Origin of the sequence: Nocardiopsis terrae, assembly GCF_014651695.1 — a bacterium.
GTDB classification, from domain to species: domain Bacteria; phylum Actinomycetota; class Actinomycetes; order Streptosporangiales; family Streptosporangiaceae; genus Nocardiopsis; species Nocardiopsis terrae.
In genome coordinates this window covers 143,036-167,226 of record NZ_BMXJ01000001.1, presented here as the reverse complement: position 1 = coordinate 167,226, position 24,191 = coordinate 143,036, and the positions used below count along the sequence as shown (strand labels likewise).

Below are 24,191 nucleotides of genomic sequence, written 5' to 3'. Positions count from 1 at the left end.
GCCGGTGAACTTCACGACGCCGCCCGGGGGGAATACCCCCGGCCGGAGGGCACCGCCCTCCGGCCGGCCTTCAGCCGACAGTCCGGCTACTCGACCGTCCAGGTGTCCCCGCTGGCCAGCAGCTCGGCCAGCTCGCCGTCGCCGCGCTCGGCCCGCGCGTCCGAGATCTGCTCGTTCACCAGACCGTCGTAGGTGGGGCGGCGCACGTCCCGGAACACCCCGATCGGCACGTGCTCGAAGGCCGGGTGGTCCAGACGCGACAGCGCGAACGCGTACCCCGGGTCCTGCCGGTGCGCGTCGTGCCGGATCAGCCGGTCCGCGCCGACCGAGTCCACGTCCACGACCTCCAGACCGCCGAACTCGCCCGTGACCACGCCCCGGTCCTCGCCCAGCCGCAACGGCTCGCCGTGCTCCATCCGGAGCAGCCGCAGGTCGCGTGCGGTCGGGTCCTTCAACGGCTCGAAGGCGTCGTCGTTGAAGATCGGGCAGTTCTGGTAGATCTCCACGAACGAGGCCCCGGGGTGGTCCGCCGCCGCCCGCAGTACCGACGTCAGGTGCTTGCGGTCGGAGTCCACGGTCCGCGCCACGAAACCCGCCTCGGCGCCCAGCGCCAACGACACCGGGTTGAACGGCTGGTCCAGCGAACCCACCGGCGAGGACTTGGTGATCTTCCCCGCCTCCGAGGTGGGGGAGTACTGACCCTTGGTCAGCCCGTAGATCCGGTTGTTGAACAGCAGCACGTTGATGTTGACGTTGCGGCGCAGCGCGTGGATGAGGTGGTTTCCACCGATGGACAGCCCGTCGCCGTCCCCGGTGATCACCCACACCGACAGGTCGGGGCGGCTGGTCGCCAACCCCGTCGCGATCGCCGGGGCGCGTCCGTGGATGGAGTGCACGCCGTAGGTGCTCAGGTAGTACGGGAAGCGCGAGGAGCAGCCGATCCCGGACACCATCACGATGTTCTCGCGCGGCACGCCCAGCTGCGGGAGGAAAGACTGGAAGGCCGCCAGGATCGCGTAGTCACCGCAGCCCGGGCACCAGCGCACCTCCTGGTCGGACTTGAAGTCCTTCATCCTGTACTCGGTGTCCGACTTGGGCACCAGCCGCAGGCCGGCCAGCTCGCCCTCGCGGCTCGCGTTCTCAGTCACGGTCGATGACCTCCTGCAGCACGTCCGCGAGCTCCTCCGCCTTGAAGGGCAGTCCGCGGACCTTGTTGTAACCGATGACGTCCACCAGGAACCGGCCGCGCAGCAGCAGCGACAACTGGCCCAGGTTGATCTCCGGGACCACGACCCTGTCGTAGCTCCGCAGCACCTCACCGAGGTTGGCCGGGAAGGGGTTGAGGTGGCGCAGGTGCGCCTGGGCCACCCGGCCGCCAGCGCGCCGCACCCGGCGCACCGCGGCGGTGATGGACCCGTAGGTGCCTCCCCAGCCCAGGACGAGGACCTTCGCGTCACCGGTGGGGTCGGACACCTCCAGTTCGGGGATGTCCCGGGCGATCGCGTCCACCTTGGCCTGACGGGTCCGGACCATCAGGTCGTGGTTGCCGGGCGTGTACGAGATGTCGCCGCTCTCGGCGTGCTTCTCGATCCCGCCGATACGGTGCTCCAGCCCCGCGGTGCCCGGCACCGCCCACGGGCGGGCCAGCGTCCGCTCGTCACGCAGGTACGGCAGGAACTCGCCGTCCGGACCGTTGGGCCCGTCGGCGAACGCGGGGTCGATCGTCGGCAGCTCCGACACCCGGGGCAGCTGCCACGGCTCCGAACCGTTGGCCAGGTACCCGTCGGAGAGCACCACCACCGGGGTCCGGTACTCCACTGCCAGCCTGGCCGCCTCCAGCGTCGCGTCGAAGCAGTCGGCGGGGGAGGCCGGGGCGACCACCGGGACCGGGGACTCGCCGTTGCGCCCGTAGAGCGCCATCAGCAGGTCCGTCTGCTCGGTCTTGGTGGGCATGCCGGTGCTCGGCCCGGCCCGCTGCACGTCGATGATCAGCAGGGGCAGTTCGGTCATCACGGCCAGGCCGACGGCCTCCTGCTTGAGGACCATGCCCGGGCCCGAGGTGGTCGTCACCCCGAGCGAGCCGCCGAACGACGCGCCCAGGGCCGCGCCGACCCCGGCGATCTCGTCCTCGGCCTGGAAGGTGCGCACCCCGAAGCGCTTGTGCCGGGAGAGCTCGTGCAGGATGTCCGAAGCCGGTGTGATCGGGTACGAGCCCAGGAACAGGGGCAGCCCCGAACGCTGGGAGGCGGCGATCAGCCCGTAGGCGGTCGCCAGGTTCCCGGTGATGTTCCGGTAGGTGCCGGCGGGGAGGCGCGCGGGCTTGATCTCGTAGGAGACCGCGAAGTCCTCCGTGGTCTCACCGAAGTTCCACCCGGCCTGGAACGCCGTGAGGTTGGCGGCCAGGATGTCCGGCTTGCCGGCGAACTTCGACTTCAGGAACGAGGTCGTCCCCTCCGTCGGCCGGTTGTACATCCAGGACAGCAGCCCCAGGGCGAACATGTTCTTCGCGCGCTGGGCGTCCTTCTTGGAGATGTCGGAGTCGGCCAGGGCCGCCACCGTCATCGAGGTCAGACCCACCGCGCTGACCTTGAACGCGTCCAGCGTCCCGTCGGTGAGCGGGTCGACCGCGTACCCGACCTTGGCCAGGCTGCGCTTGGTGAACTCGTCGGTGTTGACGATGACCGTGGCCCCCCGCGGCAGGTCGCCGAGGTTGGCCTTGAGGGCGGCGGGGTTCATCGCGACCAGCACGTCCGGAGCGTCCCCCGGAGTCATGATGTCGTGGTCGGCGAAGTGCAACTGGAAGCTGGAGACGCCGGGGAGGGTGCCCGCGGGGGCGCGGATCTCCGCCGGGAAGTTCGGCAGGGTCGACAGGTCGTTGCCGAACGACGCGGTCTCCTGGGTGAAACGGTCACCGGTCAACTGCATACCGTCGCCGGAGTCCCCGGCGAAGCGGATGATGACCCGGTCGAGTTGTTCGATCTGTTTGGCCACTGAGATCGACGACCTCCTTGGTGAGCCGCCGGTCATGACGGGCGGCGGCGCTCGGTTGTCTGCCCCCGGTCCTGCCGCACCGTTGCGGGCCGGGTGTGGGTCGGGGACAGGAGGACGGCGTGGCCCCCCGCACGCACTGGGTGCGCCAACCCAGCGCGGCGTTCGGCGGTCCGGAACCGCGACCGGGCCGTGCGGCTGCCAACCTACGACGGCACGGTCCTCCGCTCACCTCGGCGGGGCATCCCCTCCTCGGCCCGCGGAGTGACAAGGGCCACGTTCGCACTATAGGTCTTCGGCCCCGGCCAGGGGCGGGGCGGGTGGCCATTGTCACAGGGGGTTCCGCCGCGGGGCCCGCCGCCGCCCCGGAAGCGGGATGTGACGGACAGCTGGTCACATGGGGAACGCAAGACGCCGACCCGCACGTTTGTCACCATGTACGCATCCAAAGCCGGGCAGCGGCGAACAGCGGAGGGAGGGCGCGTGCACGTCAACGCGATCCGCGCGGTCGGACTGTTCGCCGGCGTCTCGGCGGCCGCCGTCGTGATCGGCTGGCTGTGCGGCGCGGGGAAGGGCGTCCAGCTCGCGGTCGTGCTGGTGGCCTGTGCCGGAATCCTGGTCTACCTCTTCGGGGACACCCTGGCGCTGCGGGCGATGCGGGCCCGACCGGTCAGCGAGATCGAGCGCCCCGAGCTCTACCGGATGGTCCGTGAACTGGCCACGACCGCACGCCAGCCGATGCCGAAGCTGTACCTGTCCCCGGTGCGCTCCCCCAACGCCTTCGCCGCCGGGAGCACTCCGCGCCGCGCCGCCCTGTGCTGCACCACCGGTCTCCTGCGCACCCTCAACGAACGCGAGCTCCGCGGGGTCCTGGCCCACGAGCTGGCGCACATCCGCGCGCGCGACACCCTGATCAGCTCGGTGGCGGCGACGCTGACCACGCTCATCACGGCCCTGACCGCGATCTCCTTCCTGATCCCGCTGGGGGACTCGGAGGAGACGGACCTGCCCGACCTGCTGGGCGGCCTGATGGTGGTCCTGCTCGCCCCCCTGGCGGCGGTGGTCGTCCACTGCGGGGTGGGCCGCGCGCGGGAGTTCCGGGCCGACCAGAGGGCGGCCGAGATCACCGGCGACCCGCTGGGGCTGGCTGACGCGCTGCGCAAACTGGAGTCGGGCAACCGGGCCCACCCGCTGCCCAGGGAGCGCGTCCTGCTGGCCGCCGCGCATCTGATGACCGCGAACCCCTTCCCGGGCGGGGTGGGCCGCATGTTCGCCGCGCACCCGCCGGTCCAGGAGAGGATCCACCGACTGCGGGAGCTGCGCCGCCGCTGGGACATGGGCTGAGCCGCGCGGGGCCCGCACGGGTGGGTACGGGCCCGGACAGCGCTGCGGCCGCCGGCCCCGGGAGGGGCGGGCGGCCGTTCGGCCCCTCGGGAGGGGCTAGCGGTAGTTCACGAACTGGAGCGCCAGGTCGAAGTCCTTCTCCTTGATGAGGTTCATCACGCCCTGGAGGTCGTCCTTCTTCTTGGAGCTGACGCGCAGCTCCTCGCCCTGGATCTGGGCCTTGACGCCCTTGGGCCCCTCGTCCCGGATGAGCTTGGAGATCTTCTTGGCGTCCTCGGAGGAGATGCCCTCCTTGAGGTTGATCGGAAGGCGGTACTCCTTGCCGGAGGGCTTGGGCTCCTCGGCGGCGTCCAGGACCTTCAGGGAGATCTTGCGCTTGATCAGCTTCTCCTTGAAGACCTCCAGGGCGGCGGCGGCGCGCTCCTCGGAGCCGCTCTTGATCTCGATGCCGTTCTCACCCTGCCAGGCGATGGTGGTCCCGGTGCCCTTGAAGTCGAACCGCTGGGCCAGCTCCTTGCCCGCCTGGTTCAGGGCGTTGTCGACCTCCTGACGGTCGAGCTTGGACACCACGTCGAAACTGGATTCGGCGGCCACGTACTCTCACACCCCGCTACTTCTCATGGGTCACGGGCGCCGACGGGCGCCCGTGCGCGTCTCGTTCGGCCCGGTCCGGGCCGGGTTCAGAGCTTAGCTGCGCACCGTCCGCCCCGTCCGGGAGAGCCTGCCGGGAACGCGCCGGGTTTATCGATTTCAGGTTCGGGCCGATCATCCGCTATGGTCGTTCATGCACGGCGACGCCAAGCGTCGCTGCAGCCCAGGCAGGTTGCCCGAGTGGCCAATGGGAGCGGACTGTAAATCCGTCGGCTTAGCCTTCGAAGGTTCGAATCCTTCACCTGCCACAGGGGAGCGAAGCCCCCGGTACCCGAGGTACCGGGGGCTTCGTCGTGTCCGGGGGCAGTCTGACCACCCTGCGGCCCTCTTCACTCCGCGTGTCCCCCATCACGGAGAGTCAGGTGATTCGGGCGATTGCGGGAGTGTCACGCTCCGGACACAGAAAAATCACTCTGAGTGAGGATCGTCCGCCGTCCCATCCTCCGAGTGTGCCGATAAATCACAGCATTGTCCTATTTGGTTTATGGGGCGAATGGAATTCCTCCGGCAATTTGGACAAACTGCACTCCGGGTTTCGGCGTTGACAAAAACTGGGGGGCGGATGATGATTGCATCAGTCCACCGCGACACAGGTGCAAAAGCGCCTGCGTCTTTTTCTGTCAATGCCTCGCCTGATTTCCGGGGGAAACATGATCAAGAAGCTGACCGCTGCTGGCCTGGTCGCTGGTGCCGCGATGGGTGCGCTCCTCATGGGGGCTCCCGCTCACGCCTCGCACGGTGGTGACCAGCAGTTCAACCAGAACCTCCAGCTCGTTCCGGTGCAGTCCTGCAACCTGACCGGCAGCGTTGGCCTGGTCGCCGTCACCGTCCCGATCCTGTCGCCGCAGACCACCGGCGACTGCGTCAACGGCCCCGTCGGCACCAACATCAGCTAGTTCCGGCAATTAGCTTGACCGAGACAATATCTCAAACTTTTTCGAAGGGTAGTTCAATGCTGCGTAAGCTCGGTGTTGCCGGCCTCGTTGCTGGTGCCGCTTTCTCCGCCGTTCTGGCCGCCACGCCGGCCTCCGCCTCGCACGGCGGCGACCAGCAGTACAACCAGAACCTCCAGGCCATTCCGGTCCAGCTGTGCAACACCAGTGCCGCCGTGGGCCTGGTCGGTGTGAACGTGCCGATCCTGTCGCCGCAGACCACCGGCGACTGCGTCAACGGCCCCATCAGCACCAACATCGACTAGGAGAACCCCACAATGCGTAAGTTCACCGCTGCCACCGCCATCGCCGGTGTCGCCCTGGGCGCCATCCTCGCCGCGGCGCCCGCGTCCGCCTCGCACGGCGGCGACCAGCAGTACAACCAGAACCTTCAGCTGGTTCCGGTTCAGCTGTGCAACACCGAGCTGGCCGTCGGACTGCTCGCCGGTGTGAACGTGCCGATCCTGTCGCCGCAGACCACGGGCGACTGCGTCAACGGCCCGGTCAGCACCAACATCGACTAGGGGGTCCGAAGATGCTGCGCAAGTTCACCGCCGCCACGGCGATCGCCGGTGTCGCGCTCGGCGCGATGCTCGCGGCCGCTCCGGCCTCCGCGTCGCACGGTGGCGACCAGCAGTTCAACCAGAACCTTCAGCTGGTTCCGGTTCAGCTGTGCAACACCGAGCTGGCCGTGGGTCTGGTCGGCGCCAACGTGCCGATCCTGTCGCCGCAGACCACGGGCGACTGCGTCAACGGCCCGGCGGGTACCAACGTCAGCCACGACCGTGCAGACCACGGTCACGGCTACTGACCACCCCGGTGTGGTGACGGGGCCCTGAGGCCCCAGTGACGGAAAAGAGCGGGACCGAGGCCCCCCGGCAGCTGCCGGGGGGCCTCGCCGCTGTCCGCGACCGTTCTGGTCGCAATCGAGGAGTCGAGATGAAACGCACACTCTTGGCCGGGGCGGTGCTGGCACTGGCGGTGTCGGCCTGCGGACAGGCCGAGGAGCCCGAGGAAGACGGCACCACGGCCGGCGGCGACTCCCCGGAGGCGGACGGTTCCCCCGAGGGGACGGCCACCGACAGTGGTTCGGGTGACACCGCCGCCGACGGCGGTACCGCGGACGGGGAGGAGGTGTACGTCCTCAACCTGTACGGCGACGAGGAGGGCTTCGACGACCAGCGGCCTACGGAGTACGTCGCCTCCGAGTTCACGACCTTCTCCGACATGGAGTGGGACGAGTGGAGCGGGGCCGGCGCCCGGGGCGGGGGAGAGGTCCTGGGCACCTGGTGCATGGACCAGGGGTGCCAGGACGACCCCTACGACGTCGAGATCGAGCTCGGGGAGCCGGTGGAGGCGGACGGCACCCGGTACTTCTCCGCGTACACCGTCACCGAGTACGACGAGGACATGCCCGAGGAGCAGCGGGACGCGCTGGAGCAGGCCGACGGCGGACGCCTCAACGTCCCCGCCCGGCCCCGGTGACACGGGTACGACACCGGAGCGCGGCCTGGCCGTCACGGGCCGGAGGTGTGCGGGACCGGACGTGAGTTTCGACTCCCGCCGCTCCCCGCCGAATCCTTGCAAAGTTCAGAAAAGGAACAAAAGTCCTGTTCAGAGTGGCTGTCCGGGTCGGTTTACCGGGGTCGGAGAGAGCCGAATCGGGCGTGGCGGGCTCCGGAGGTCTCTAGTCTGCTGAGTTGTGGGACTCAACCAGCGGACGGACGACCGCGCGGACGACGGACAGGGCACCGGTGACCGGCCGGTGCCACGGCACGGCCGCGCTGCCCTGCTGCGCCTGGCCACCTGGTTCGAGGAGGCCGAACCCGACCGGGCCGACGAACTGGCCGCGGCTGCCTTCGCCCTCCACCCAGCCCGCCACATCGAGGGGCGCGTCGACGACACCGTCGCGGCGACCACCAGCTGGTGGCAGGCCGAGCCCGACCGAAGCACCGTCACCGAACACCCCGGCACCCGGCTGCCCGAACCCGTACGCGACCACCGCGCCCAGCAGGCCCGGCTGCGGGACGCCGCCGAGTCCTCCGCCCACTGGCGTCGCGCCGGGGCCGAGCAGATCCGCTCCCTTCTCACCCGACCCACCGGGGACCACGCCCGCCTGGACCTGTCCGGCGCCGGGATGGAGGTCCTCATGGAACTGCTCACCGCGGCCCTCGGCTCCGGCGACGCCTCCCGCCGGCCGACCTCCGCGGGCGACCTGGAGTTCGGACTGCGCCTGCACGTGTACGCCGCTCCCGGGGCCGAGGTCACGGTCCGCGGCGAGGGCGGCGACCTGACCCTGGAGGGGCTGCGGCTGCGGGTCACCTCCTACGAGCAGCACACGCTGGACACCGAGCCCCCGTCCGGGAACCCGACCCGGCACGAGGAGGCCCCGTCCGCCGTCGCGCCGGTCAGCGCCGGGAACGACCCTGTCGGTGGACCGGCTCCCACCGGTACCCTCCCCGGACCGGAAACGTTCGCGGAACCGGAACCGGGCGCAACCCCGGAGCAGGAGGCGGCTCCGCAGCGGGAGGCGACCCCGGACCCGTTCCCGGAACCGGAAACCGCCCCGGAACCGGACCCAGAGCCGGAGCCGGAACCGGCCCAGGAGCCGGGTGCGGATGCCTCTCCGGAACCGGACACGGCCCCGATCCGGATTCCGGACGCGTTCAGGGAAGCGGAGACAGCACCGGAACCCGAACCGGACGCGTACCCGGAACCCGAACCCGAACCCGACCAGGACCGGAACCAGGACCCCGACACGGAGACCACCGGTCCCATCGAGATCACGACGCAAACGCCCTGGACGCGGAGGTGGGGGTGATGGAGACGAACACCCACACGGAGGACGCCGCCCTCATCGGTGAGCGTCAGGCCGCCGCACGCACCCTCATGGCCCGCCCCCTGCTCACCCGGCGCACCCACCCCGCCGAGTTCTCCCTCGTGCGCTCGCACGCGGAATGGCTCGTCCAACGCTTCCAACGGGTCCTCGGCTACCGCCTCACCGTGGCCGACGACCACGCCCGGCTGGTCAAGCGCGGCCTGGTCAGCGAGGTGGTCCGGCCCCTCACCCGCCCCACCGGCTCCCGCTTCACCCCCCGGACCCACACCTACCTCGCCCTGGCCCTCGCGGTCCTGGTCGAGCGGACCGGGCCCACCACGGTCCGCTCCCTCGCCGCGCAGGTCCGCGCCGCCGCCCGGGAGGCCGGGATCGACGCCGACCCCGCACGCGGCCTCGGCGAACGCCGGGCCTTCTGCGCCGCACTGCAGCACCTGATCGGCCTCGGGGCGCTCACCGAGACCTCGGGCACGGTCCGCGAGCACCAGGCCGACGCCGCCGTCGACGCCGGGCTCCTCCCGGACACCGACGTCCTGCGTTCGGTGGCCGCACATCTGCCCAGGGCCGGCGACGACCCCGAGTCCTTCCTCGCCGACACGGTCGACCCGGACCCGGAGAGCGACCAGGCGGGCGAGGTCGCCCTGCGCCGCCTCCTGGCCGAGACCGCCGTCGTCCACCGGGAGCGGCTCCCGGACCGCCAGCGCGACCGCCTGGCCGCCCACCAGTGGCGAGCAGCCGCCGCGCTCGGCAACCTCCTCGGCTGCGACACCGAGATCCGAGCCGAGGGTGTGGCGCTCGTCATGCCGGACGAGGCCGCGGCGACCCCGTGCTTCCCCTCGGACGACCCCGTCGGGCACACGGCCCTCGCCCTGGTCCGCCATCTCTCCGGACGCCTGCACCCCGGCCGCCCCACCACCTCCGTCCCCGTCCCCGAACAGGAACTGCACGCTGCGCTGGAGGCCTTCGGCGGTGCTGACGCCCCGGCCCGCTCCGAGTGGGCGCGTACCGCCGGACCCGAACTCCCCGGCCCGGACCGGCTGTCCGCTCTCGTCCTGGAGCTCCTCAGCGGCCTCGGTCTGCTCACGGGCAGACCGGGGGAGCGGCTCCTCAGCGCGGCGGCGGCCCGCTTCGGCGCCGATGTGGACGATCGCGTCCCCCGGATCCAGGACAATGACGAAGACAGCCGGACACACCCCGCGCAACCGCGTGGTTCCGGTCACGGTGGGCCCGACGCCCAGGCCGACCCCCGCGGCGACCTCGACCGGGTGGCGTCCGTGCTGCAAGCGGTGGCGAACGAGAAGGTGAGCGCGACCAGTGGTGACACAGGAGACGATCGAGGCCCCCGGGACGGCTCCGGCTGATCCTGCCGACACCCCCCGTTACCGCCTCGAACGCGCGGGAATCCGGAACGTCTGGCAGTACGACGACCACGTCCTGGACTTCGCCGAGGGGCGGCTTCTGCTGCGCGGCCGCAACGGCGCGGGCAAGTCCAAGGCGCTGGAGATGCTGCTCCCCTTCCTGCTGGACGGGGACGTCCGGCGGCTGGACACCACCGGGACCAACCGCACCAGCCTGCGCTGGCTCATGGCCGACGACCCCCGGGCCTCCCGCGGGCCCGACGAGGAGGACACCGGCCCCGACCTGCTGGGCGGACCCGTCCAGGGGCCCGAGTCCCCCGCGGGCCAGGACACCGGGGACGAGTCCGGGCCCGCCACCCGCCTGGGCTACCTGTGGGTGGAGTTCACCACCGCCCGCGGCGACCGCGGCCTGGACTCCGCCGCCCGCTTCCCCACCGGGCCCGGCTCCGCGTCGGCACTGCTCACCGCATCCGCCCCGGCCACCGGCCCCGAGGCCGCGGACGCCGCCTCCCCCGCGGACTCCGCACAGGACGGGGCCGACGCCCCGCCCCGGCACCTCACCCTGGGCGCCGCCGTCATGGCGGTCGGCGACGCCGACCCCCGCTGCGTGTACTTCGTGACCGACCGCCGCGTCGGACACGACCTGGAACTGGTCACCGACGGCCGCCCCAAACCCGTGGACCGGCTGCGTTCGGAGATCGGCGCCGACAACTGCTTCACCAGCGCCGTCCCCTACCGGGCCCGGGTGATGCGGAGCCTGTTCGGCATCGAGGACTCCGTCCGCTACCGCAACCTCATCCACCTGCTCTACCGCCTGCGCCGACCCACCATCGGTGACCGGCTGGAGGCCGGTGAGCTGGTCAGCGTCCTCTCCGAGGCGCTCCCCCCGATGGACGAGTCCATCCTGGACGAGGTCGCCCGCAACATCGCCGACCTCGAACAGGCCCGCACCGACAAGGACGAGCTCACCGAGGCCGGGGCCGGCGTCACCGCCTTCCTCGCCGACTACCACGGTTACCTCCTGCACACCCTGCGCACCCGCGCCGCCGAGGTCCGGGAACAGCTCGACTCGTGCACCCGCCGCACGGAGGAGACCGACCGCCTGCGCGCCGAGCTGGACGAGCTCATCACCGCGGAGAGCCAGGTCGCCGAGGAGCGCGACCAGGCCCGCCGCACCCGGGACACCGCCAACGCCGACGACGGCACCCTGGCCACCGCACAGAACGACGCGGCCACGGCCACCACCAACGAACGCCGCGCCTACGACGCCGCCGTCGGCGCCTACATCCGTGCGGCGGAGGCGGCCTGGGCCGCGGCCGAACACGCCGTGACCACCGAGACCCACGCCGTGGACCGCCTGGGCGAGGACACCGCAGCCATCGAGCGCGCGCTGGAGGTCCTCCGCCAGACCCACGTCGAAGCCTCCCGCGCGGCCACCGCGGCGGGACTCGACCCCAGGGCCCTCGGCCAGGTCCCCGACGCGACCACCGCGGTCCACGCGCCCCGGGAGAACACCACCCGGGTCGACCTCCAGGGGCTGGAACAGGCCGTGGAACGCGCCCCGGTCGACGGCATCGACCTCACCGACCTGCGCGAACACCTCGGCCTCCTGCACGACCAGCTCACCGGTGCCGCCGACGCAGCGGCCGACCGCACCGACCTCGCGGTCCGGCTGACCGGCCTCACCACCGCCGAGGCGGCCGCGGACCGCCGTCTGGTCGCCCTGACCAGCGAGGCCGAGAGCGCCGAGGCCGTCCTGGAGCGCGCCCACACCCGTGAGCAGGAGGCCATCGACGACCTGCGCGCCGAAAGCACCGCCTACGCCGACGGGGTCCGCTCCTGGGCGGCCGGCCTGCGCGACTCCAACCACGCCCACGCCCTCGGTGAGACCATCCACGAACTGGAGGGCAGCGTCGAACTGCCCATCACCGACTCCCTGCGTGTCCTGGACCCCGGGGTTCCGGCCACCGTCGCCCGTCTCGCCCACACCGCCGTCGACCCGCTCCTGGAGGAGCTGCGCGCCCGGCGCGACGTCGCCGTCAACGAGGAGGGCCAGCTCTCCGACGAACTCGCGGACCTCGCCGCCCGCCGGGCCCGGAACGCCGACAGCGCACCCGAGCGCCCCGCATGGGCCACCTACCCGCGCCCGGAGGAGGACGGCGTCCCCTTCCACCTGGCCGTCGACTTCGCCGACGGGCTCAGCCTCCGCGAACAGGCCGGACTGGAGGCGGCACTGGAGGCCAGCGGCCTGCTCGCCGGGTGGGTCCGCGCCGACGGCAGCCTCCACGACCCCGGCAGCCGCGACCTCATCGTCACCCCGGCCCGCACGGCCAAGGGCCGCACCCTCCTCGACGTCCTCGTCCCCGTGCCGGCCCCCGACCGCAGTGTGCACCACGACAACCTGCGCGCACTCCTGGCCTCCGTCGCCCTGCACTCCGAGGACTCCCAGACGCCCGCCGGCACTGACGACACCGAGGCCAAGCACCGCCGGGACAGCTCCGTGGCCACCGTCAGCTCGATGTCGCTCTCCGGCGGCTGGCGGCTGGGCGTGGCCTCCGGAGCCCACCACAAGAACGAACCCGAGTTCATCGGCGAGGCCGCCCGCAAACGCGCCCGCGACCGCCAGGCCGCCAACACCGACCGCCGGATGGCCATCGCCGAGGCGCTCCTGGCCGAGGCGGGCGAGCGCCGCTGGGCGGTCGAACACTCCTACGCCGAGCTGCTCGACGTCTCCCGCTCCCTGCCCGACTCCGCTCCGCTCGTCCGGGCCTGGGCCGCCCTCGACGTCGCCCGGGACGACGTGGCCGCGGCCCGGCGCGCGCACGAGACCGCCCAGGAGGCCGCCGGGGCCGCGCGCACCGAACTCCTCGACATTCGCTCCCGCCTGGCGGAGGCGGCCGGTGACGAGGGCCTGCCCACCACACGGGCCGGACTCGACAGCGCCCTGCGCGCACTGGACCACCTGCGGGTCCTCATCGCCTCGGGCCTGCGCGACCTCGAAGTCCTGGCCTGGGTGCTCGCCGACCACGAACGCCACGTGGCCGCCTGGTCCCGGACCCGGGCCGCCCGCGTCCTGGCCGAGGACGCCCGTGCCGCGGCGATCGACGACATGATCACCGTGCGCCGCCAGTTCGAGCTCGGCGACCGCGCCCGGGGGGTGGCGGCCGAGCAGATCGACGCCGCCCGCGAACAGGTGCGGGCCCGCGCCCAGGAGGCCGCCGAGCGCCTTCCCGGGCTCGAACGCGAGGCACAGCGCGCCCGGGACGAACGCGTCAGCGCCGAGGCCCGCCTCGACGCCGCCACCGCCGAACGCGCCGAACAGGTCCGCCGTGCCCTGGCCGCGGGGCGGACCCTGGTCTCCTCCGTCACCACCGTCGGCGACCCCGGCAGCAAGGCCGTCACCGGGGCCGAGGACACCGTCCCCGACGCCGTCCTGCTCCGCGCCGCCGGTCTGCAGGACTGCGCCGCGCAGGACGCGCCCCTGGCCCGCTACCTGGAGGCCGTCAACGGGAGGACGGAGGCCGAGGCGTCCGGTCCTGACGAGCGCCTGACCCTCCTGGCCTCCTTCGCCGGCCAGCTGGAGGAGGGCCTGGCGGCGCAGGGGGACGTCGACGAGGTCGACGACAGCGCCATCCTCGGCAGCCGCGAGGAGCTGCACCGCCTCCTCGCCTCCGTGGGCCTGTCCCAGACCCGCACCGAACTCACCGAGCCGCGCGGCGTCAAACGCCTCACCGTCCACGACGAGGACGGGGCCCACGACGTCACCGCCTACGCCGAGCGCGTCGCCGGGGCCGTCGTCCGCGCCGAGGAGACCGTCGCCCTCGCCGAGGAGGAGGCCTTCGAGCGCCACCTGCTCGGTGAGCTCGCCGGCCACCTCTCCCGCCAGATCGACGAGGCCCGCGCCCTCATCGCGACCATGAACGACGTCCTCAAGGACGTCACCACGTCCGCGGGGCTCGGGGTGCGCCTGGACTGGAGCCTGGCGCCCGACGCCGGGGCCGACATCGAGGCGGTCGTCCCGCTGCTGGCCACCCCGGCCGAGGAGCGCACCCGCGTCCAGACCACCCGGCTGCGCGACGCCCTGCGCCGCTGCATCGAGGCGATCCGCCGACTGGACCCGACCGCCACCGGCGGGGCCCAGCTGCGCGCCGCCCTCGACTACCGCTCCTGGTTCACCTTCACCGTCTACGTCACCGACTCCGCCGGGGACGAGCGCCGGCTGGGCCACCGCACCGCCCTCAGCCAGGGCGAGCAGCGCGTGGTCGCCTACCTGGTGCTGTTCGCCGCGGCCGCCGCGCAGTTCGACGCCCTGGCGGTGCGGGCGCCGTGGGCGCCGCGCCTCATCCTGTTGGACGACGCCTTCGCCAAGGTCGACGAACCCACCCACGGGCGCCTGCTCGGCCTGCTGGTCGAACTGGACCTGGACTTCGTCCTCACGTCCGAACGCGTCTGGGGCTGCTTCGCGAGCGTGCCGAGCCTGAACATCTACGAGTGCCTGCGCGACCCCAACGTCCCGGGGATCGCGACGCTGCACTTCACCTGGGACGGTAGTCGGAGGAGGCTCGTCGGGGTGTAGGAGTTGTGCGCATCACCAGCGCACTTCATCCCGTCCTGTCCTACTCTGCTGGTGCAGGTTCGAGAACGGAGCGGGGTGGCGAAGGTGACTCGGATACCCGAGGCGGACACGCACGCAGGACGGGACGGCCACGGGGCCGCACCCCAGACCGACGACCCCACCGCGACGGCCCTCCTGGAAGCCCTGGCGCGCTCGGGGATGCCGTCCCGGGCCAGGGCCTGGGTCAACGCGGCGCTCTGGGGCGAGGACGCGCTGGAGGCCCTCCTGCGCGGCGAGCACATACCCGAGACGGTGCCGGCCGGGCCCTCGGGGCCGCCGCCCGGGCGGGTGCGCCGGGCCTACCTCACCGGTATCCGCGTCCAGGGCTTCCGCGGTATCGGGCGTCCCGCGGAACTCACCTTCCCCCCGGGGCCCGGACTGACCGTGATCGTCGGCCGCAACGGCTCCGGCAAGTCCAGTTTCGCCGAAGCCGCGGAGGCGGCGCTGACCGGACGCAACCCCCGCTGGGACGCCATGCCCACCGGCTGGCGCGACGGCTGGCGCAACCTGCACTACGACGAGCGCACCGAGGCGACCGTCGACATCCACATCGCCGGCGACAGCGGACCCACCCGGATCAGCCGCCGCTGGACGGGGGAGAGCGTGCGCTCGGCGCGCGGCGAGGTGGTCCACCCCGACGGTGAGATCTCCCCGCTGCGCACCCTCGACTGGGGCGAGAACCTCGTCCGCTACCGGCCCTTCCTGTCCTACGACGAGCTCGGCCGCACCGTGACCGGCCGCGCCGCCGAGCTCTACGACACCCTCACCGCCCTGCTCGGGCTCACCGGGCTGGCCGAGGCCGAGCGCCGCCTGGCCAAGGTCTGCGACGGCCTGGTCCGGCGGCGTGACCGACCCTCCAGGGAGGTGCGCCCCCTCCTGGAGGCGCTCGGCACCTCCGACGACCCCCGGGCCGTCCAGGCCGTCCAGCTCCTCTCCGCGCCCAGCACGGACCTGGAGGCCCTGCGCCGCCTCGCTGCCGACGACGGACCCAGCGACCCGGCCCTGCACGTGGTCCTGCGCCGCCTGCGCCGCCTCTCTGTGCCCGAACGCGCGCTCATCAGCGACGTCGTCAACGAGCTGCGCGGCGCCGCCATGGAGCTGGCGATGGCCGCCGGAACCAAGGGCGACCACGCGCACGGCGTGGTCCAGCTCCTGGAACAGGCCCTGGAACACCACAAACGCCATCCCACCGAGACCACCTGCCCCACCTGCTCCGCCACCGGGGCGCTGGGCCCCGACTGGGTGCGCCGGGCCAACGCGCAGCTGCGCGCCCTGCGCCCCCAGGCGGCCAGCGCCTCCTCCGCCTACGAGCGGGCCGAGGCAGCCCGGGACCAGGCACGTTTCCTGCTCTCGCCCACGCCGGGGTGGCTGCCGCCGGACAGCGAGCTCGGCCAGGTGTGGGCGCTCTGGGAGTCGGGCTCGGACATCGACGACCTCGGGGAGCTCGCCGAGCACATCGAGACGGTGGGCCGCAGGCTCCGGGCCGCGGCGGTCAGCGCGCGGCGGGACGCCGCCGAACGGCTGGAGGACCCCACGGGCGGCTGGGCCGACCTCGCAGACCGCCTCTCCGGCTGGTTGGAGGAGGCCCGGGAGGCGGTGGCCGCCAGCGAGGCCCTGGGCGCCGCCGAGGCGGCGCTGAACTGGCTGGCCGACTACGCCCGCGGGGTGCGGGCGGAGCGGTTGGGGCCGGTGGCCAACCAGGCCGAGCAGGTGTGGTTCCGGCTGCGCCAGGAACGCCACATCGACCTCCAGGGCATGCGGCTGATCGGTCGCGGCGCCCGCCGACGGGTCGAGGTGGACGTGGCCGTGGACGGTGTGGCCGACCAGACGAGCGCGCCGGGGCTGCTCAGCCAGGGCGAGTTCCAGGCCCTGGCGCTGTCCATCTGCCTGCCGCGCACGCTGGTGGAGGGCAACCCGTTCGGTTTCCTGCTGCTCGACGATCCGGTCCAGGCGATGGACACGGAGACGGTCGAGGGGTTGGCCTCGGTACTGGCGGAGGTGGGGCGGCACCGGCAGCTCATCGTGTTCACCCACGACACCAGGCTGTCCGACGCCCTGCGCCGGCTGGGCCTGCCCGCCGACATCCGCACGATCAACCGCGACGCGATGTCCAACGTCTGGCTTGCCGAGGGCGCTTCGTGAGCCCGGTGGCCCCCAGAGGGCGCACAGTGGTTTCCGCGGGGGTGCACGGCGTCACATTCGGCCTCTTTCCGGGCTCTTCCCGGGAAGCTCTCCGCATCTGGGGAAGCTGCTCTGAACTGGTCTTTCGTGCTTCGGCGGCGGGGTCGCGGGGCACCGGGGCGGGGCGGCCGGGGCGGCCTCGGGTATTCGATTTGGCAGACCACCCCCAGATCCCTGTATAGTCATGACCAGCGCAAGGGGGCAACGCCCCCGGGGCGGACGAGAGAAAGCCCCACAGCGCGCCCCTTTAGCTCAGTCGGCAGAGCGTCTCCATGGTAAGGAGAAGGTCTACGGTTCGATTCCGTAAAGGGGCTCCACCACTTGATGAGGTTCCGGTCCACTCAGGTGGGTGGCCGGTGGAACGTCACCGGCCTGGGCCGGGAGTGTTCCGAACTGGATCGACTCCCGTCCGATCCGGGGCGGGGTAGCTCAGTCGGTAGAGCAAGCGGCTCATAATCGCTGTGTCGTCGGTTCAAGTCCGGCCCCCGCTACCAACCCGCTGACCCCTGAGGCAGAGAACTCAGGGGTCGTCGCGGGTCTTCAGCAGTGTTCAACTGCGCCTAGGTAATGTCTCCAGCGAGAAAGGCACTCCGAAGTGGCTGCCACAGACGTGAGGCCGAAGATCACCCTGGCCTGCCAGGAGTGCAATCACCGGAACTACATCACGCGCAAGAACCGTCGGAACACCCCCGACCGTCTCACGATCAAGAAGTTCTGCCCGAACTGCCGCAAGCACAACGACCACCGCGAGACCCGCTAGGTTCTCGAAGGTCCGTTCGCCCCAGGCGGGGAGCGGTCGGTTTCTCGTAGACTCCAGCCCGGTGAGCCCATCGCTCACCGGGCTTTTGTTATGGCTGGCCCCGTGCGGCCGCACAGTGCACCAGGAGAGGCAGAGCGTGGCGATCAACCCTGACTACCTCGGCCGGGAGTACCCCGCCCCCGAGGCCTACGAGGTGACCCGCGGCAAGATCCGCGAGTTCGCCGAGGCGATCAACGACCTCAACCCGGTCTACCTGGACCGGGCCTCGGCCAAGGCCATGGGGTACCCCGACGTCATCGCCCCGCCCACCTTCCCGGTGATCCTCGGGATGGCCGGGTCGGCCCTGGCCGTCGCCGACCCCGACCTGGGGGTGGACTTCTCCCGGGTGGTCCACGGCGACCAGAGCTTCCACTACAGCCGCCCGCTCCGCGCGGGCGACGTCCTGACCACCCTCACCCGCATCACCGGAATCAAGGCGCTGGGCGGCAACGAACTGCTCACCCTGGAGACGGTGGCGGAGGCGGCCGACGGCGAGCACGTGGTGACGGCGGGCATGATGCTCGTCGTCCGGGGTTCCTAGGAAGCGGGGAAGAAAGATGAGCAGGATCAGCCACGCCGACGTCGAGGTCGGAACCCAGATCCCCGAGCGGACCTTCCCGGTCACCCGCCTGGACCTGGTGCGCTACGCGGGTGCCTCGGGTGACTTCAACCCCATCCACTGGAACGAGCGCTTCGCCAAGTCCGTCGGCCTGCCCGACGTGATCGCGCACGGCATGTTCACCATGGCCGAGGCCGGGCGGGTCATCACCGACTGGACCGGCGACCCCGGCAGCCTCGTCGACTACTCGGTGCGCTTCTCCGCCCCGGTGGTGGTGCCCGACGACGATGACGGTGCCGAGATCACCGTGGCCGGCAAGGTCAAGGCCAAGAACGAGGACGGCACCGTCACTGTGCTGCTGACCGCCCGCTCCGGCGGCGCCAAGGTCCTCGCCAAGGCCTCCGCCGTCGTCCGTCTGCCCTAGCCGCCCCGCGCCCGCGTCCGTTCCCTTCACCAGAGGTATGCCCGTGTCCACGATGCTCGCCGACCACACCACACTCGGCCTGGGCGGCCCCGCCAAGGCCTTTCACACCGCTGACAGCACCGACGAGCTGGTCCGGCTCGTCACCGGGGCCGACCGGGACGGTGAGCGCGTGCTCGTGCTCGGCGGCGGCAGCAACCTGGTGGTGGCCGACGACGGGTTCCCCGGCACCGTGGTCCTGGTGGCCTCCCAGGGCGTCACGCTGACCGGGGCCGGGACCGACCCGGAGACCGGCGAGGAGGTCGTCCTGCTGCGGGCGGACGCGGGCGTGGAGTGGGACCCCCTGGTCGGCCGGGCCGTCGAGGAGGGCCTCAACGGCATCGAGTTCCTCTCCGGTATCCCCGGCCGGGTGGGATCCACCCCCATCCAGAACGTCGGCGCCTACGGTCAGGACGTCAGCCAGACCGTCCGGGAGGTGTTGGCCCTGGACCGCACCACCGGTGAGCTGGTCACGATGTCCAACGCCGACTGCGGGTTCACCTACCGGGACAGCGTCTTCAAGGGGCACGACCGGTACGTGGTGTGCGAGGTCGTCTTCGAGCTCCGCAGGGGCGGTCTGAGCCGCCCGGTCCGCTACGCCGAGGTCGCCCGCACCATGGGTGCGGCAGCGGGGGAGCGGGTCCCGCTGGCCCGGGCGCGGGAGGTCGTCCTGGGACTGCGCCGGGGCAAGGGCATGGTCCTGGACCCGGCCGACCCCGACACCCGCAGCGCCGGTTCCTTCTTCACCAACCCGGTCCTGGCGCCGGAGGAGTACGCGGCCTTCCGCGAGCGCGCCGCCGCGCGCCTGGGGGCCGACGCCGAGGTTCCCGGGCACCCCGACCCCGAAGGCAACGTGAAGCTGTCCGCGGCCTGGCTGATCGACCGGGCCGGTTTCGCCAAGGGTTACGGGGCCGGTCCCGCGCGGATCTCCGGCAAGCACACGCTCGCCCTGACCAACCCCGGTGGTGCCAGTACCGCTGACCTGCTGGACCTGGCCCGCGAGGTGCGTGCCGGCGTCGAGGAGGCCTTCGGCGTGCGCCTGGTCAACGAACCGGTCATGGTGGGCGTCAGCCTTGAGGGCGGTGACCGGTCCCCGGCGCGGTGACCGCCGGGGCGCACCGGCCGCCTCCGCCACCCATGGCCGGGGCCCGTGCCGGGCTCCGGCCGGCTACCAGCCGTGCTTCTCGAGGGCCTGCTCGAACTCCCCGACCCGGTCCGGGCACATCTGCTCGACACCGACGATCAGCAGTCCGGCGTCGCTGCCCTGATTCATGTAGTCGTCGGTCCAGGCCTGGGGGTCCTCGGTGCCGCAGGCCGACTCGAACCTCTCGGTGACGGAGTCCATGTCCCGGACGTTGACCCCGTAGGCCTCGATGGTTTCGCGGTGCTCGTCCTGGCCGTAGCTGTGTCCTGAACACGCGGTCACGAGGAGTGTTGCCACTACTGCTCCGACGGCGACTGACGGGTTCCTGCGCATGGGGGACTCTCCTCGGGTGGGGGACGGGAGTGGTCTCTGAAGTGTGACGCATCAGGGGACCCCGTGGTTGACCTGGGGTGTTGCCTGTGAGCCCCGCCCAGCAGGAACAAAAGGGCGAAGAATTGAGTTGGGTGCGCCAAACACCTTTTTAAGGCAAGGCTGCTGAATGAATTCGACAGGGCAATAAATTGCAATGGAAAATGGTTCTGGTAATGTCTTCCCTGTCGAAGGGGAGTAGTCCCCAATCCGCACGGTCGACATACTGGGCCCGGAGCCCCGGCCGTGTGAGCCCGACTGAGCGCAGCTGAGCGGAGCGCAAGCCCCTCGGTGTTCGGGGCGGACGAGACCTTTGACCCGGTAGGAAACGACCGGGTTGAAGGGGCGTCCTCCGCCTCCTTCTGCCCATCACGGACAGCGGGAGCAGCGCATGTCAGCTTTTATGGTCGGCCTCGGTGTGAGCGCCTTCGCCATCTTCGTCGCCGAAATGGGCGACAAGACCCAACTCGTCGCGATGTCGCTGGCGACCCGCCACCGGGTCCTCACGGTGCTCCTGGGCATCACCGCCGCCACCGCGGCGGTCCACCTGGGCAGCGTCTTCCTCGCCGAGTTCCTCGGCGCCGCGATCCCCACCGACTGGCTCACCCTCACCGCCGGCATCGCGTTCCTGCTCTTCGGCGCCTGGACCCTGCGCGGCGACGAGATGACCGCCAAGGACGAGGAGCGCGCCGCCTCCCGCCGGATCCGCTCGGGCTTCATGACGGTCTTCGTGGTCTTCCTCGTCGCCGAACTCGGTGACAAGACCATGCTCGCCACCATCACCGTCGGCACGCAGCACCACTGGCTCCCGGTGTGGATCGGCTCCACGGTCGGCATGGTCGCCGCCGACGCGATCGCCATCGCCCTCGGGGCCGTACTCGGCAAGAAGCTCCCGGAGAGGGCCATCCAGATCGGGGCCGCGGTGCTGTTCTTCGCCGCGGGCGCGGCCATGCTCGTCCAGGGCGCCTGGATGCTCCTCGCCTGAGCCCCCGCCCCGATCCGTGCGGTCGCCGGACTGGCAGGGTCCGTCCGGAGAACGGTCGCCGTTCCGGACGGGCCCCTCACACGACCCCGGGCGGGGAACTGTCCGGTCACCTCACGCGCCCCGCGTACATGCGCAGGCGTCCGGCCAGGGCTCTGGTCTCCTCGCTCACGTCGGGGTTGGCCGTCCAGGTCTCCAGGGAGGTCGTGAAGCGCCTCCACTCCTCGTCCTCCGCCTTCGCGGCCATCCTGTCGATGTGCTGCATGGCGACCTGCTCCTCCATCCTCAGGAGCTCAGCCGCCTCGAACACGGCCACCGCACTGCCGGCGAGCTCGCCCGCGACCTGTCCCGCGGCCTCGCCCGCGGCGTTCCTGATCTTGCGGACCCTCTGGGCGAAGTCCTCGTCCTTCGACATCCTGCGCACCACGTACGTCGTGACGGCGGCACCGCCCGCGACGACTGCCCAGGCGATGAGGGGAACGGGCATAGGGGCCTCCAGCCACCCGTGCGCCGACCGCCGAGAGGTCGGACGCGCTTCCCCTCTGATGCCCGCTGCGCCGCACGGCCATCCCTGCCGACGGAGGCCGGTTCCGGCCGGAGCCAGCCGGAACCCGGTACGCGCTCCATCGGCTCCGGGGCGCCTCCGGCTCCTCGCGTCCGTCCGACCCGCCCTTTCAGGGGGCCTCCGGTGACGAGGGGCCGACCAGGGCGTCGACGGTCGAGGCGACCCCCGCGCGGATCCGGTCCCACCCCAGCCCCTGTCTGAGCAGTTCGGCGTTGAGGTCGGCGGCGACCGTCCCCAGGAGCAGGTGGGCGAGGTGGTCGGGATCGGGTCTGTGCGCGCACAGGATTGCCAGGTGCCGGTGCCAGAACGCGTAGGCGCCGATGCGGAAGCGGGCGCCCGGCGCGGCGGTCTCCGACAGCCGGACCAGGTCCAGGTGGTCGGCCAGGTAACCCAGGTAGGCGTCGAAGAAGGCCAGGGCCCGCTCGCGCGCGGGCGCCCCGGGACCCAGAGGCGGCTCGCCGAAGATGATCGCCTCCTGGAGTTCGCGCTCGCGCTGGTCCAGGAGGGCGGCCACCAGCCCGGACTTGTCGCCGAACCGGCGAAAGACCGTCCCCTTGCCCACACCGGCGGCCCGGGCGGCCGCGTCGACGGTCAGGGCCTCCACACCCCCCTCCGCGAAGAGCCGGGCCGCGGCCTCCAGCAGGCGGGTCCGGTTGCGGGCGGCGTCGGCGCGTTCCTGGGGCGGCCGGCGCAGGACCTGGAGCAGTTCGTCGTTCACGGGCACCATCCTACTAGACAAGCGGACTCAAGTCCGGTTAGGCTCGCGGCCATAAGCGGACTTCGGTCCGATTTTCGTGGAGGCCGGACCACGGTCCGGCAGGGAGAGTGACATGACAGCGCTGATCAGCCGAGACGAACTCAGGAAGCACATCGACGACGGCACCGTGACCGTCCTGGACGCCCTGGGCGGCGCCTACTACGAGCAGCAGCACCTGCCCGGCGCGCTTCCGCTGACCGCGGACGAGGTCGCGGACAAGGCGGCGGGACTGCTCCCCGACAAGGACGCCCTCATCGCCGTGTACTGCTCCAACCCCGCGTGCGGCAACAGCCAGGCCGTTTCGACCGCCCTGGAGGGACTCGGCTACACCCGGGTCCGCAAGTACCGCGAGGGTATCGAGGACTGGGCGGGGGCCGGTCTGCCCGTCGACAAGGGCTGACCCGCCCGGTCCGTCGGGGCAGGGTCGGCCGACGGAGCCCCTGCCCCGCACCGCCGTCGGAACCGGAGCGCTGGAGGAGGACCGCACGGGACGCCCGCGTCGCCGGTTCGGGGCGCGGGCTCAGCCCTCGACCGGCTCCGGCTCGCCCGCCAGCCAGTCGTCCACCCCGGACAGCAGTTCCTTCTTCAGGGAGTCGGGAGCACCCGCGCCCCGGACGGACATCCGGGCCAGGTCGGCCAACTCGGGGTCGGAGAACCCGAAGACCTCGCGGGCGATCTGGTACTGCTCCACCAGCCTGGGGCCGAACAGCAGCGGGTCGTCGGTGCCCAGGGCGATCGGCGCCCCGGCCTGGTACAGCCTGCGCAGCGGCACGTGGTCGAGTTCCTCGAACACCCCCAGGCTCACGTTGGAGGTCGGGCACACCTCCAGGGTCACCTCCTGGGTGGCGATCCGCTCCAGCAGGTACGGGTCCTCCACGGCCCGCACCCCGTGGCCGATCCGGTCCGCGGCCAGCTCGTCCAGGCACTCGCGCACGCTCCGGGGCCCGTTCAGCTCCCCGCCGTGCGGGGTCGATAGCAGCCCGGCCCGCCTGGCGATCCGGAACGCCGCCTCGAACTCGCGGGCGCGCCCCCGGCGCTCGTCGTTGTTCAACCCGAACGAGACCACGCCCCTGCCCGTGTACTGACGGGCCAGCCGGGCCAGCGCCCGGGCGTCCAGCGGATGCCTGGTCCGGTTGGCGGCCACCATCAGGCCGATGGACACCCCGGTGTCGCGCTCGGCCACGCGGGCGGCGTCCAGGATCAGCTCCAGGGTCGCGGTCAGCCCGTCGAAGAGCGCCGCGTAGCCGCTGGGGTCGACCTGGATCTCCAGCCAACGGGAACCGGCGGCTCTCTCGTCCTCGGCCGTCTCACGCAGCAGGCGGTAGATGTCCTCGGGCTTTCTCAGCACGGACCGGGCGATGTCGTAGAGGCGCTGGAAGCGGAACCAGCCACGTTCGTCCGTGGCCCTCAGCTTGGGGGGCCACTCCTTGGCCAGGGCCTGGGGCAGGTGCACGCCCCGCTCCGCGGCGAGCTCCACCAGGGTGTCGTGGCGCATCGAGCCGGTGAAGTGCAGGTGCAGATGTGCTTTGGGCAGCCGGTCCAGTCGGCGAGCGGTGGTCGGTGTCTCCATGACGTAAGCCTGCCGCATGAAGGGCACCCACCGCGCCGGGAATGGCCAACACCACATGAGACGAACGCGCCCCGGGCCGAT

General features: G+C 71.8%; 23 protein-coding genes and 3 tRNA genes. 19 read left to right on the top strand and 7 right to left on the bottom strand.

Annotation, left to right across the window (positions count from 1 at the left end; genetic code table 11):
- Positions 1-86: 86 nt before the first annotated feature.
- On the bottom strand, positions 87-1,073 hold the full coding sequence (locus IE195_RS00815; RefSeq protein WP_225943585.1) for a 2-oxoacid:ferredoxin oxidoreductase subunit beta: 987 nt from the start codon (positions 1,071-1,073) through the stop codon (positions 87-89).
- Between the two features lie 67 nt (positions 1,074-1,140).
- A complete protein-coding gene (locus tag IE195_RS00810) occupies positions 1,141-2,991 on the bottom strand; it encodes a 2-oxoacid:acceptor oxidoreductase subunit alpha (protein WP_191266756.1) in 1,851 nt (616 codons plus the stop codon).
- Positions 2,992-3,471: 480 nt separating this feature from the next.
- Between IE195_RS00810 and IE195_RS00805 the strand changes: the two genes are divergently transcribed.
- A complete protein-coding gene (locus IE195_RS00805; protein WP_191266753.1) occupies positions 3,472-4,332 on the top strand; it encodes a M48 family metalloprotease in 861 nt (286 codons plus the stop codon).
- Between the two features lie 96 nt (positions 4,333-4,428).
- On the opposite strand, the gene IE195_RS00800 is transcribed toward IE195_RS00805, so the two are convergent.
- On the bottom strand, positions 4,429-4,926 hold the full coding sequence (locus tag IE195_RS00800; protein ID WP_191266749.1) for a YajQ family cyclic di-GMP-binding protein: 498 nt from the start codon (positions 4,924-4,926) through the stop codon (positions 4,429-4,431).
- A gap of 223 nt (positions 4,927-5,149) precedes the next feature.
- Here IE195_RS00800 and IE195_RS00795 point away from each other — a divergent pair.
- The 16 genes from IE195_RS00795 to IE195_RS00720 all read left to right on the top strand — a co-directional run bounded on the left by IE195_RS00795 (position 5,150) and on the right by IE195_RS00720 (position 19,828).
- A tRNA-Tyr gene (locus IE195_RS00795) sits at positions 5,150-5,231 on the top strand.
- Positions 5,232-5,633: 402 nt separating this feature from the next.
- Positions 5,634-5,879, top strand: coding sequence for a hypothetical protein (locus IE195_RS00790; RefSeq protein WP_017578673.1), 246 nt, complete (start codon positions 5,634-5,636; stop codon positions 5,877-5,879).
- Positions 5,880-5,935: 56 nt separating this feature from the next.
- Complete coding sequence (locus IE195_RS00785) at positions 5,936-6,181, top strand: hypothetical protein (RefSeq protein WP_191266743.1); 246 nt, start codon at positions 5,936-5,938, stop codon at positions 6,179-6,181.
- Positions 6,182-6,193: 12 nt separating this feature from the next.
- Positions 6,194-6,439 (top strand): hypothetical protein, encoded by a 246-nt coding sequence (locus tag IE195_RS00780; RefSeq protein ID WP_191266741.1) that lies wholly within the window; start codon positions 6,194-6,196, stop codon positions 6,437-6,439.
- A gap of 11 nt (positions 6,440-6,450) precedes the next feature.
- On the top strand, positions 6,451-6,726 hold the full coding sequence (locus IE195_RS00775; protein ID WP_191266739.1) for a hypothetical protein: 276 nt from the start codon (positions 6,451-6,453) through the stop codon (positions 6,724-6,726).
- Positions 6,727-6,854: 128 nt separating this feature from the next.
- Positions 6,855-7,400 (top strand): hypothetical protein, encoded by a 546-nt coding sequence (locus tag IE195_RS00770; protein ID WP_191266736.1) that lies wholly within the window; start codon positions 6,855-6,857, stop codon positions 7,398-7,400.
- A 217-nt stretch (positions 7,401-7,617) separates the two neighbouring features.
- Positions 7,618-8,736, top strand: a complete 1,119-nt coding sequence (locus IE195_RS00765; protein ID WP_191266734.1) for a DUF2397 family protein — start codon at positions 7,618-7,620, stop codon at positions 8,734-8,736.
- Positions 8,736-10,112, top strand: coding sequence for a TIGR02678 family protein (locus IE195_RS00760; RefSeq protein ID WP_191266732.1), 1,377 nt, complete (start codon positions 8,736-8,738; stop codon positions 10,110-10,112). The genes IE195_RS00765 and IE195_RS00760 overlap by 1 nt, the downstream gene beginning before the upstream one ends.
- A complete protein-coding gene (locus IE195_RS00755) occupies positions 10,066-14,685 on the top strand; it encodes a TIGR02680 family protein (RefSeq protein WP_191266730.1) in 4,620 nt (1,539 codons plus the stop codon). Before IE195_RS00760 ends, IE195_RS00755 begins: the two co-directional genes overlap by 47 nt.
- 75 nt (positions 14,686-14,760) lie before the next feature.
- On the top strand, positions 14,761-16,866 hold the full coding sequence (locus tag IE195_RS00750) for an ATP-binding protein (RefSeq protein ID WP_191266729.1): 2,106 nt from the start codon (positions 14,761-14,763) through the stop codon (positions 16,864-16,866).
- 280 nt (positions 16,867-17,146) lie between these two features.
- Positions 17,147-17,222 (top strand) — tRNA-Thr (locus tag IE195_RS00745).
- Between the two features lie 101 nt (positions 17,223-17,323).
- Positions 17,324-17,399: transfer RNA gene (locus tag IE195_RS00740), tRNA-Met, on the top strand.
- 101 nt (positions 17,400-17,500) lie between these two features.
- Positions 17,501-17,665, top strand: coding sequence for a 50S ribosomal protein L33 (gene rpmG, locus IE195_RS00735; protein ID WP_026117477.1), 165 nt, complete (start codon positions 17,501-17,503; stop codon positions 17,663-17,665).
- A 136-nt stretch (positions 17,666-17,801) separates the two neighbouring features.
- Entirely contained in the window at positions 17,802-18,245 is a 444-nt protein-coding gene (locus tag IE195_RS00730; RefSeq protein ID WP_191266727.1) for a MaoC family dehydratase N-terminal domain-containing protein, read from the top strand.
- Positions 18,246-18,261: 16 nt separating this feature from the next.
- Positions 18,262-18,687 carry a MaoC family dehydratase gene (locus IE195_RS00725; protein WP_191266725.1) on the top strand — a complete coding sequence of 142 codons (426 nt, stop codon included), beginning with the start codon at positions 18,262-18,264 and terminating at the stop codon, positions 18,685-18,687.
- A gap of 37 nt (positions 18,688-18,724) precedes the next feature.
- Positions 18,725-19,828, top strand: a complete 1,104-nt coding sequence (locus IE195_RS00720; RefSeq protein WP_191266723.1) for a UDP-N-acetylmuramate dehydrogenase — start codon at positions 18,725-18,727, stop codon at positions 19,826-19,828.
- Between the two features lie 63 nt (positions 19,829-19,891).
- Here IE195_RS00720 and IE195_RS00715 read toward each other — a convergent pair whose 3' ends face one another.
- Positions 19,892-20,164, bottom strand: coding sequence for a hypothetical protein (locus IE195_RS00715; protein WP_191266721.1), 273 nt, complete (start codon positions 20,162-20,164; stop codon positions 19,892-19,894).
- 463 nt (positions 20,165-20,627) lie between these two features.
- Here IE195_RS00715 and IE195_RS00710 point away from each other — a divergent pair, with 463 nt between their 5' ends.
- A complete protein-coding gene (locus IE195_RS00710; RefSeq protein ID WP_191266719.1) occupies positions 20,628-21,221 on the top strand; it encodes a TMEM165/GDT1 family protein in 594 nt (197 codons plus the stop codon).
- A 106-nt stretch (positions 21,222-21,327) separates the two neighbouring features.
- Here IE195_RS00710 and IE195_RS00705 read toward each other — a convergent pair whose 3' ends face one another.
- The gene (locus tag IE195_RS00705) at positions 21,328-21,705 is read right to left on the bottom strand and encodes a hypothetical protein (RefSeq protein WP_191266717.1); all 378 of its coding nucleotides are present in this window, start codon (positions 21,703-21,705) and stop codon (positions 21,328-21,330) included.
- Positions 21,706-21,892: 187 nt separating this feature from the next.
- Positions 21,893-22,501, bottom strand: a complete 609-nt coding sequence (locus IE195_RS00700; protein ID WP_229826041.1) for a TetR/AcrR family transcriptional regulator — start codon at positions 22,499-22,501, stop codon at positions 21,893-21,895.
- 112 nt (positions 22,502-22,613) lie between these two features.
- On the opposite strand from IE195_RS00700, the gene IE195_RS00695 reads away from it, so the two are divergent.
- Positions 22,614-22,940, top strand: a complete 327-nt coding sequence (locus IE195_RS00695; protein WP_191266710.1) for a rhodanese-like domain-containing protein — start codon at positions 22,614-22,616, stop codon at positions 22,938-22,940.
- A 120-nt stretch (positions 22,941-23,060) separates the two neighbouring features.
- Here IE195_RS00695 and IE195_RS00690 read toward each other — a convergent pair whose 3' ends face one another.
- The gene (locus IE195_RS00690) at positions 23,061-24,110 is read right to left on the bottom strand and encodes an adenosine deaminase (RefSeq protein ID WP_191266707.1); all 1,050 of its coding nucleotides are present in this window, start codon (positions 24,108-24,110) and stop codon (positions 23,061-23,063) included.
- Between the last annotated feature and the right edge of the window lie 81 nt (positions 24,111-24,191).

What these genes read in the sequence shown, in the direction of transcription:
- IE195_RS00725 (WP_191266725.1), top strand. Translation starts at nt 18,262, where the DNA reads ATGAGCAGGATCAGCCACGCCGACGTCGAGGTCGGAACCCAGATCCCC.
- IE195_RS00695 (WP_191266710.1), top strand. Translation starts at nt 22,614, where the DNA reads ATGACAGCGCTGATCAGCCGAGACGAACTCAGGAAGCACATCGACGAC.
- IE195_RS00705 (WP_191266717.1), bottom strand. Translation starts at nt 21,705, where the DNA reads ATGCCCGTTCCCCTCATCGCCTGGGCAGTCGTCGCGGGCGGTGCCGCC.
- IE195_RS00770 (WP_191266736.1), top strand. Translation starts at nt 6,855, where the DNA reads ATGAAACGCACACTCTTGGCCGGGGCGGTGCTGGCACTGGCGGTGTCG.
- IE195_RS00690 (WP_191266707.1), bottom strand. Translation starts at nt 24,110, where the DNA reads ATGGAGACACCGACCACCGCTCGCCGACTGGACCGGCTGCCCAAAGCA.
- IE195_RS00815 (WP_225943585.1), bottom strand. Translation starts at nt 1,073, where the DNA reads ATGAAGGACTTCAAGTCCGACCAGGAGGTGCGCTGGTGCCCGGGCTGC.
- IE195_RS00780 (WP_191266741.1), top strand. Translation starts at nt 6,194, where the DNA reads ATGCGTAAGTTCACCGCTGCCACCGCCATCGCCGGTGTCGCCCTGGGC.
- IE195_RS00775 (WP_191266739.1), top strand. Translation starts at nt 6,451, where the DNA reads ATGCTGCGCAAGTTCACCGCCGCCACGGCGATCGCCGGTGTCGCGCTC.
- IE195_RS00760 (WP_191266732.1), top strand. Translation starts at nt 8,736, where the DNA reads ATGGAGACGAACACCCACACGGAGGACGCCGCCCTCATCGGTGAGCGT.
- IE195_RS00720 (WP_191266723.1), top strand. Translation starts at nt 18,725, where the DNA reads ATGCCCGTGTCCACGATGCTCGCCGACCACACCACACTCGGCCTGGGC.
- IE195_RS00785 (WP_191266743.1), top strand. Translation starts at nt 5,936, where the DNA reads ATGCTGCGTAAGCTCGGTGTTGCCGGCCTCGTTGCTGGTGCCGCTTTC.
- IE195_RS00710 (WP_191266719.1), top strand. Translation starts at nt 20,628, where the DNA reads ATGTCAGCTTTTATGGTCGGCCTCGGTGTGAGCGCCTTCGCCATCTTC.
- IE195_RS00790 (WP_017578673.1), top strand. Translation starts at nt 5,634, where the DNA reads ATGATCAAGAAGCTGACCGCTGCTGGCCTGGTCGCTGGTGCCGCGATG.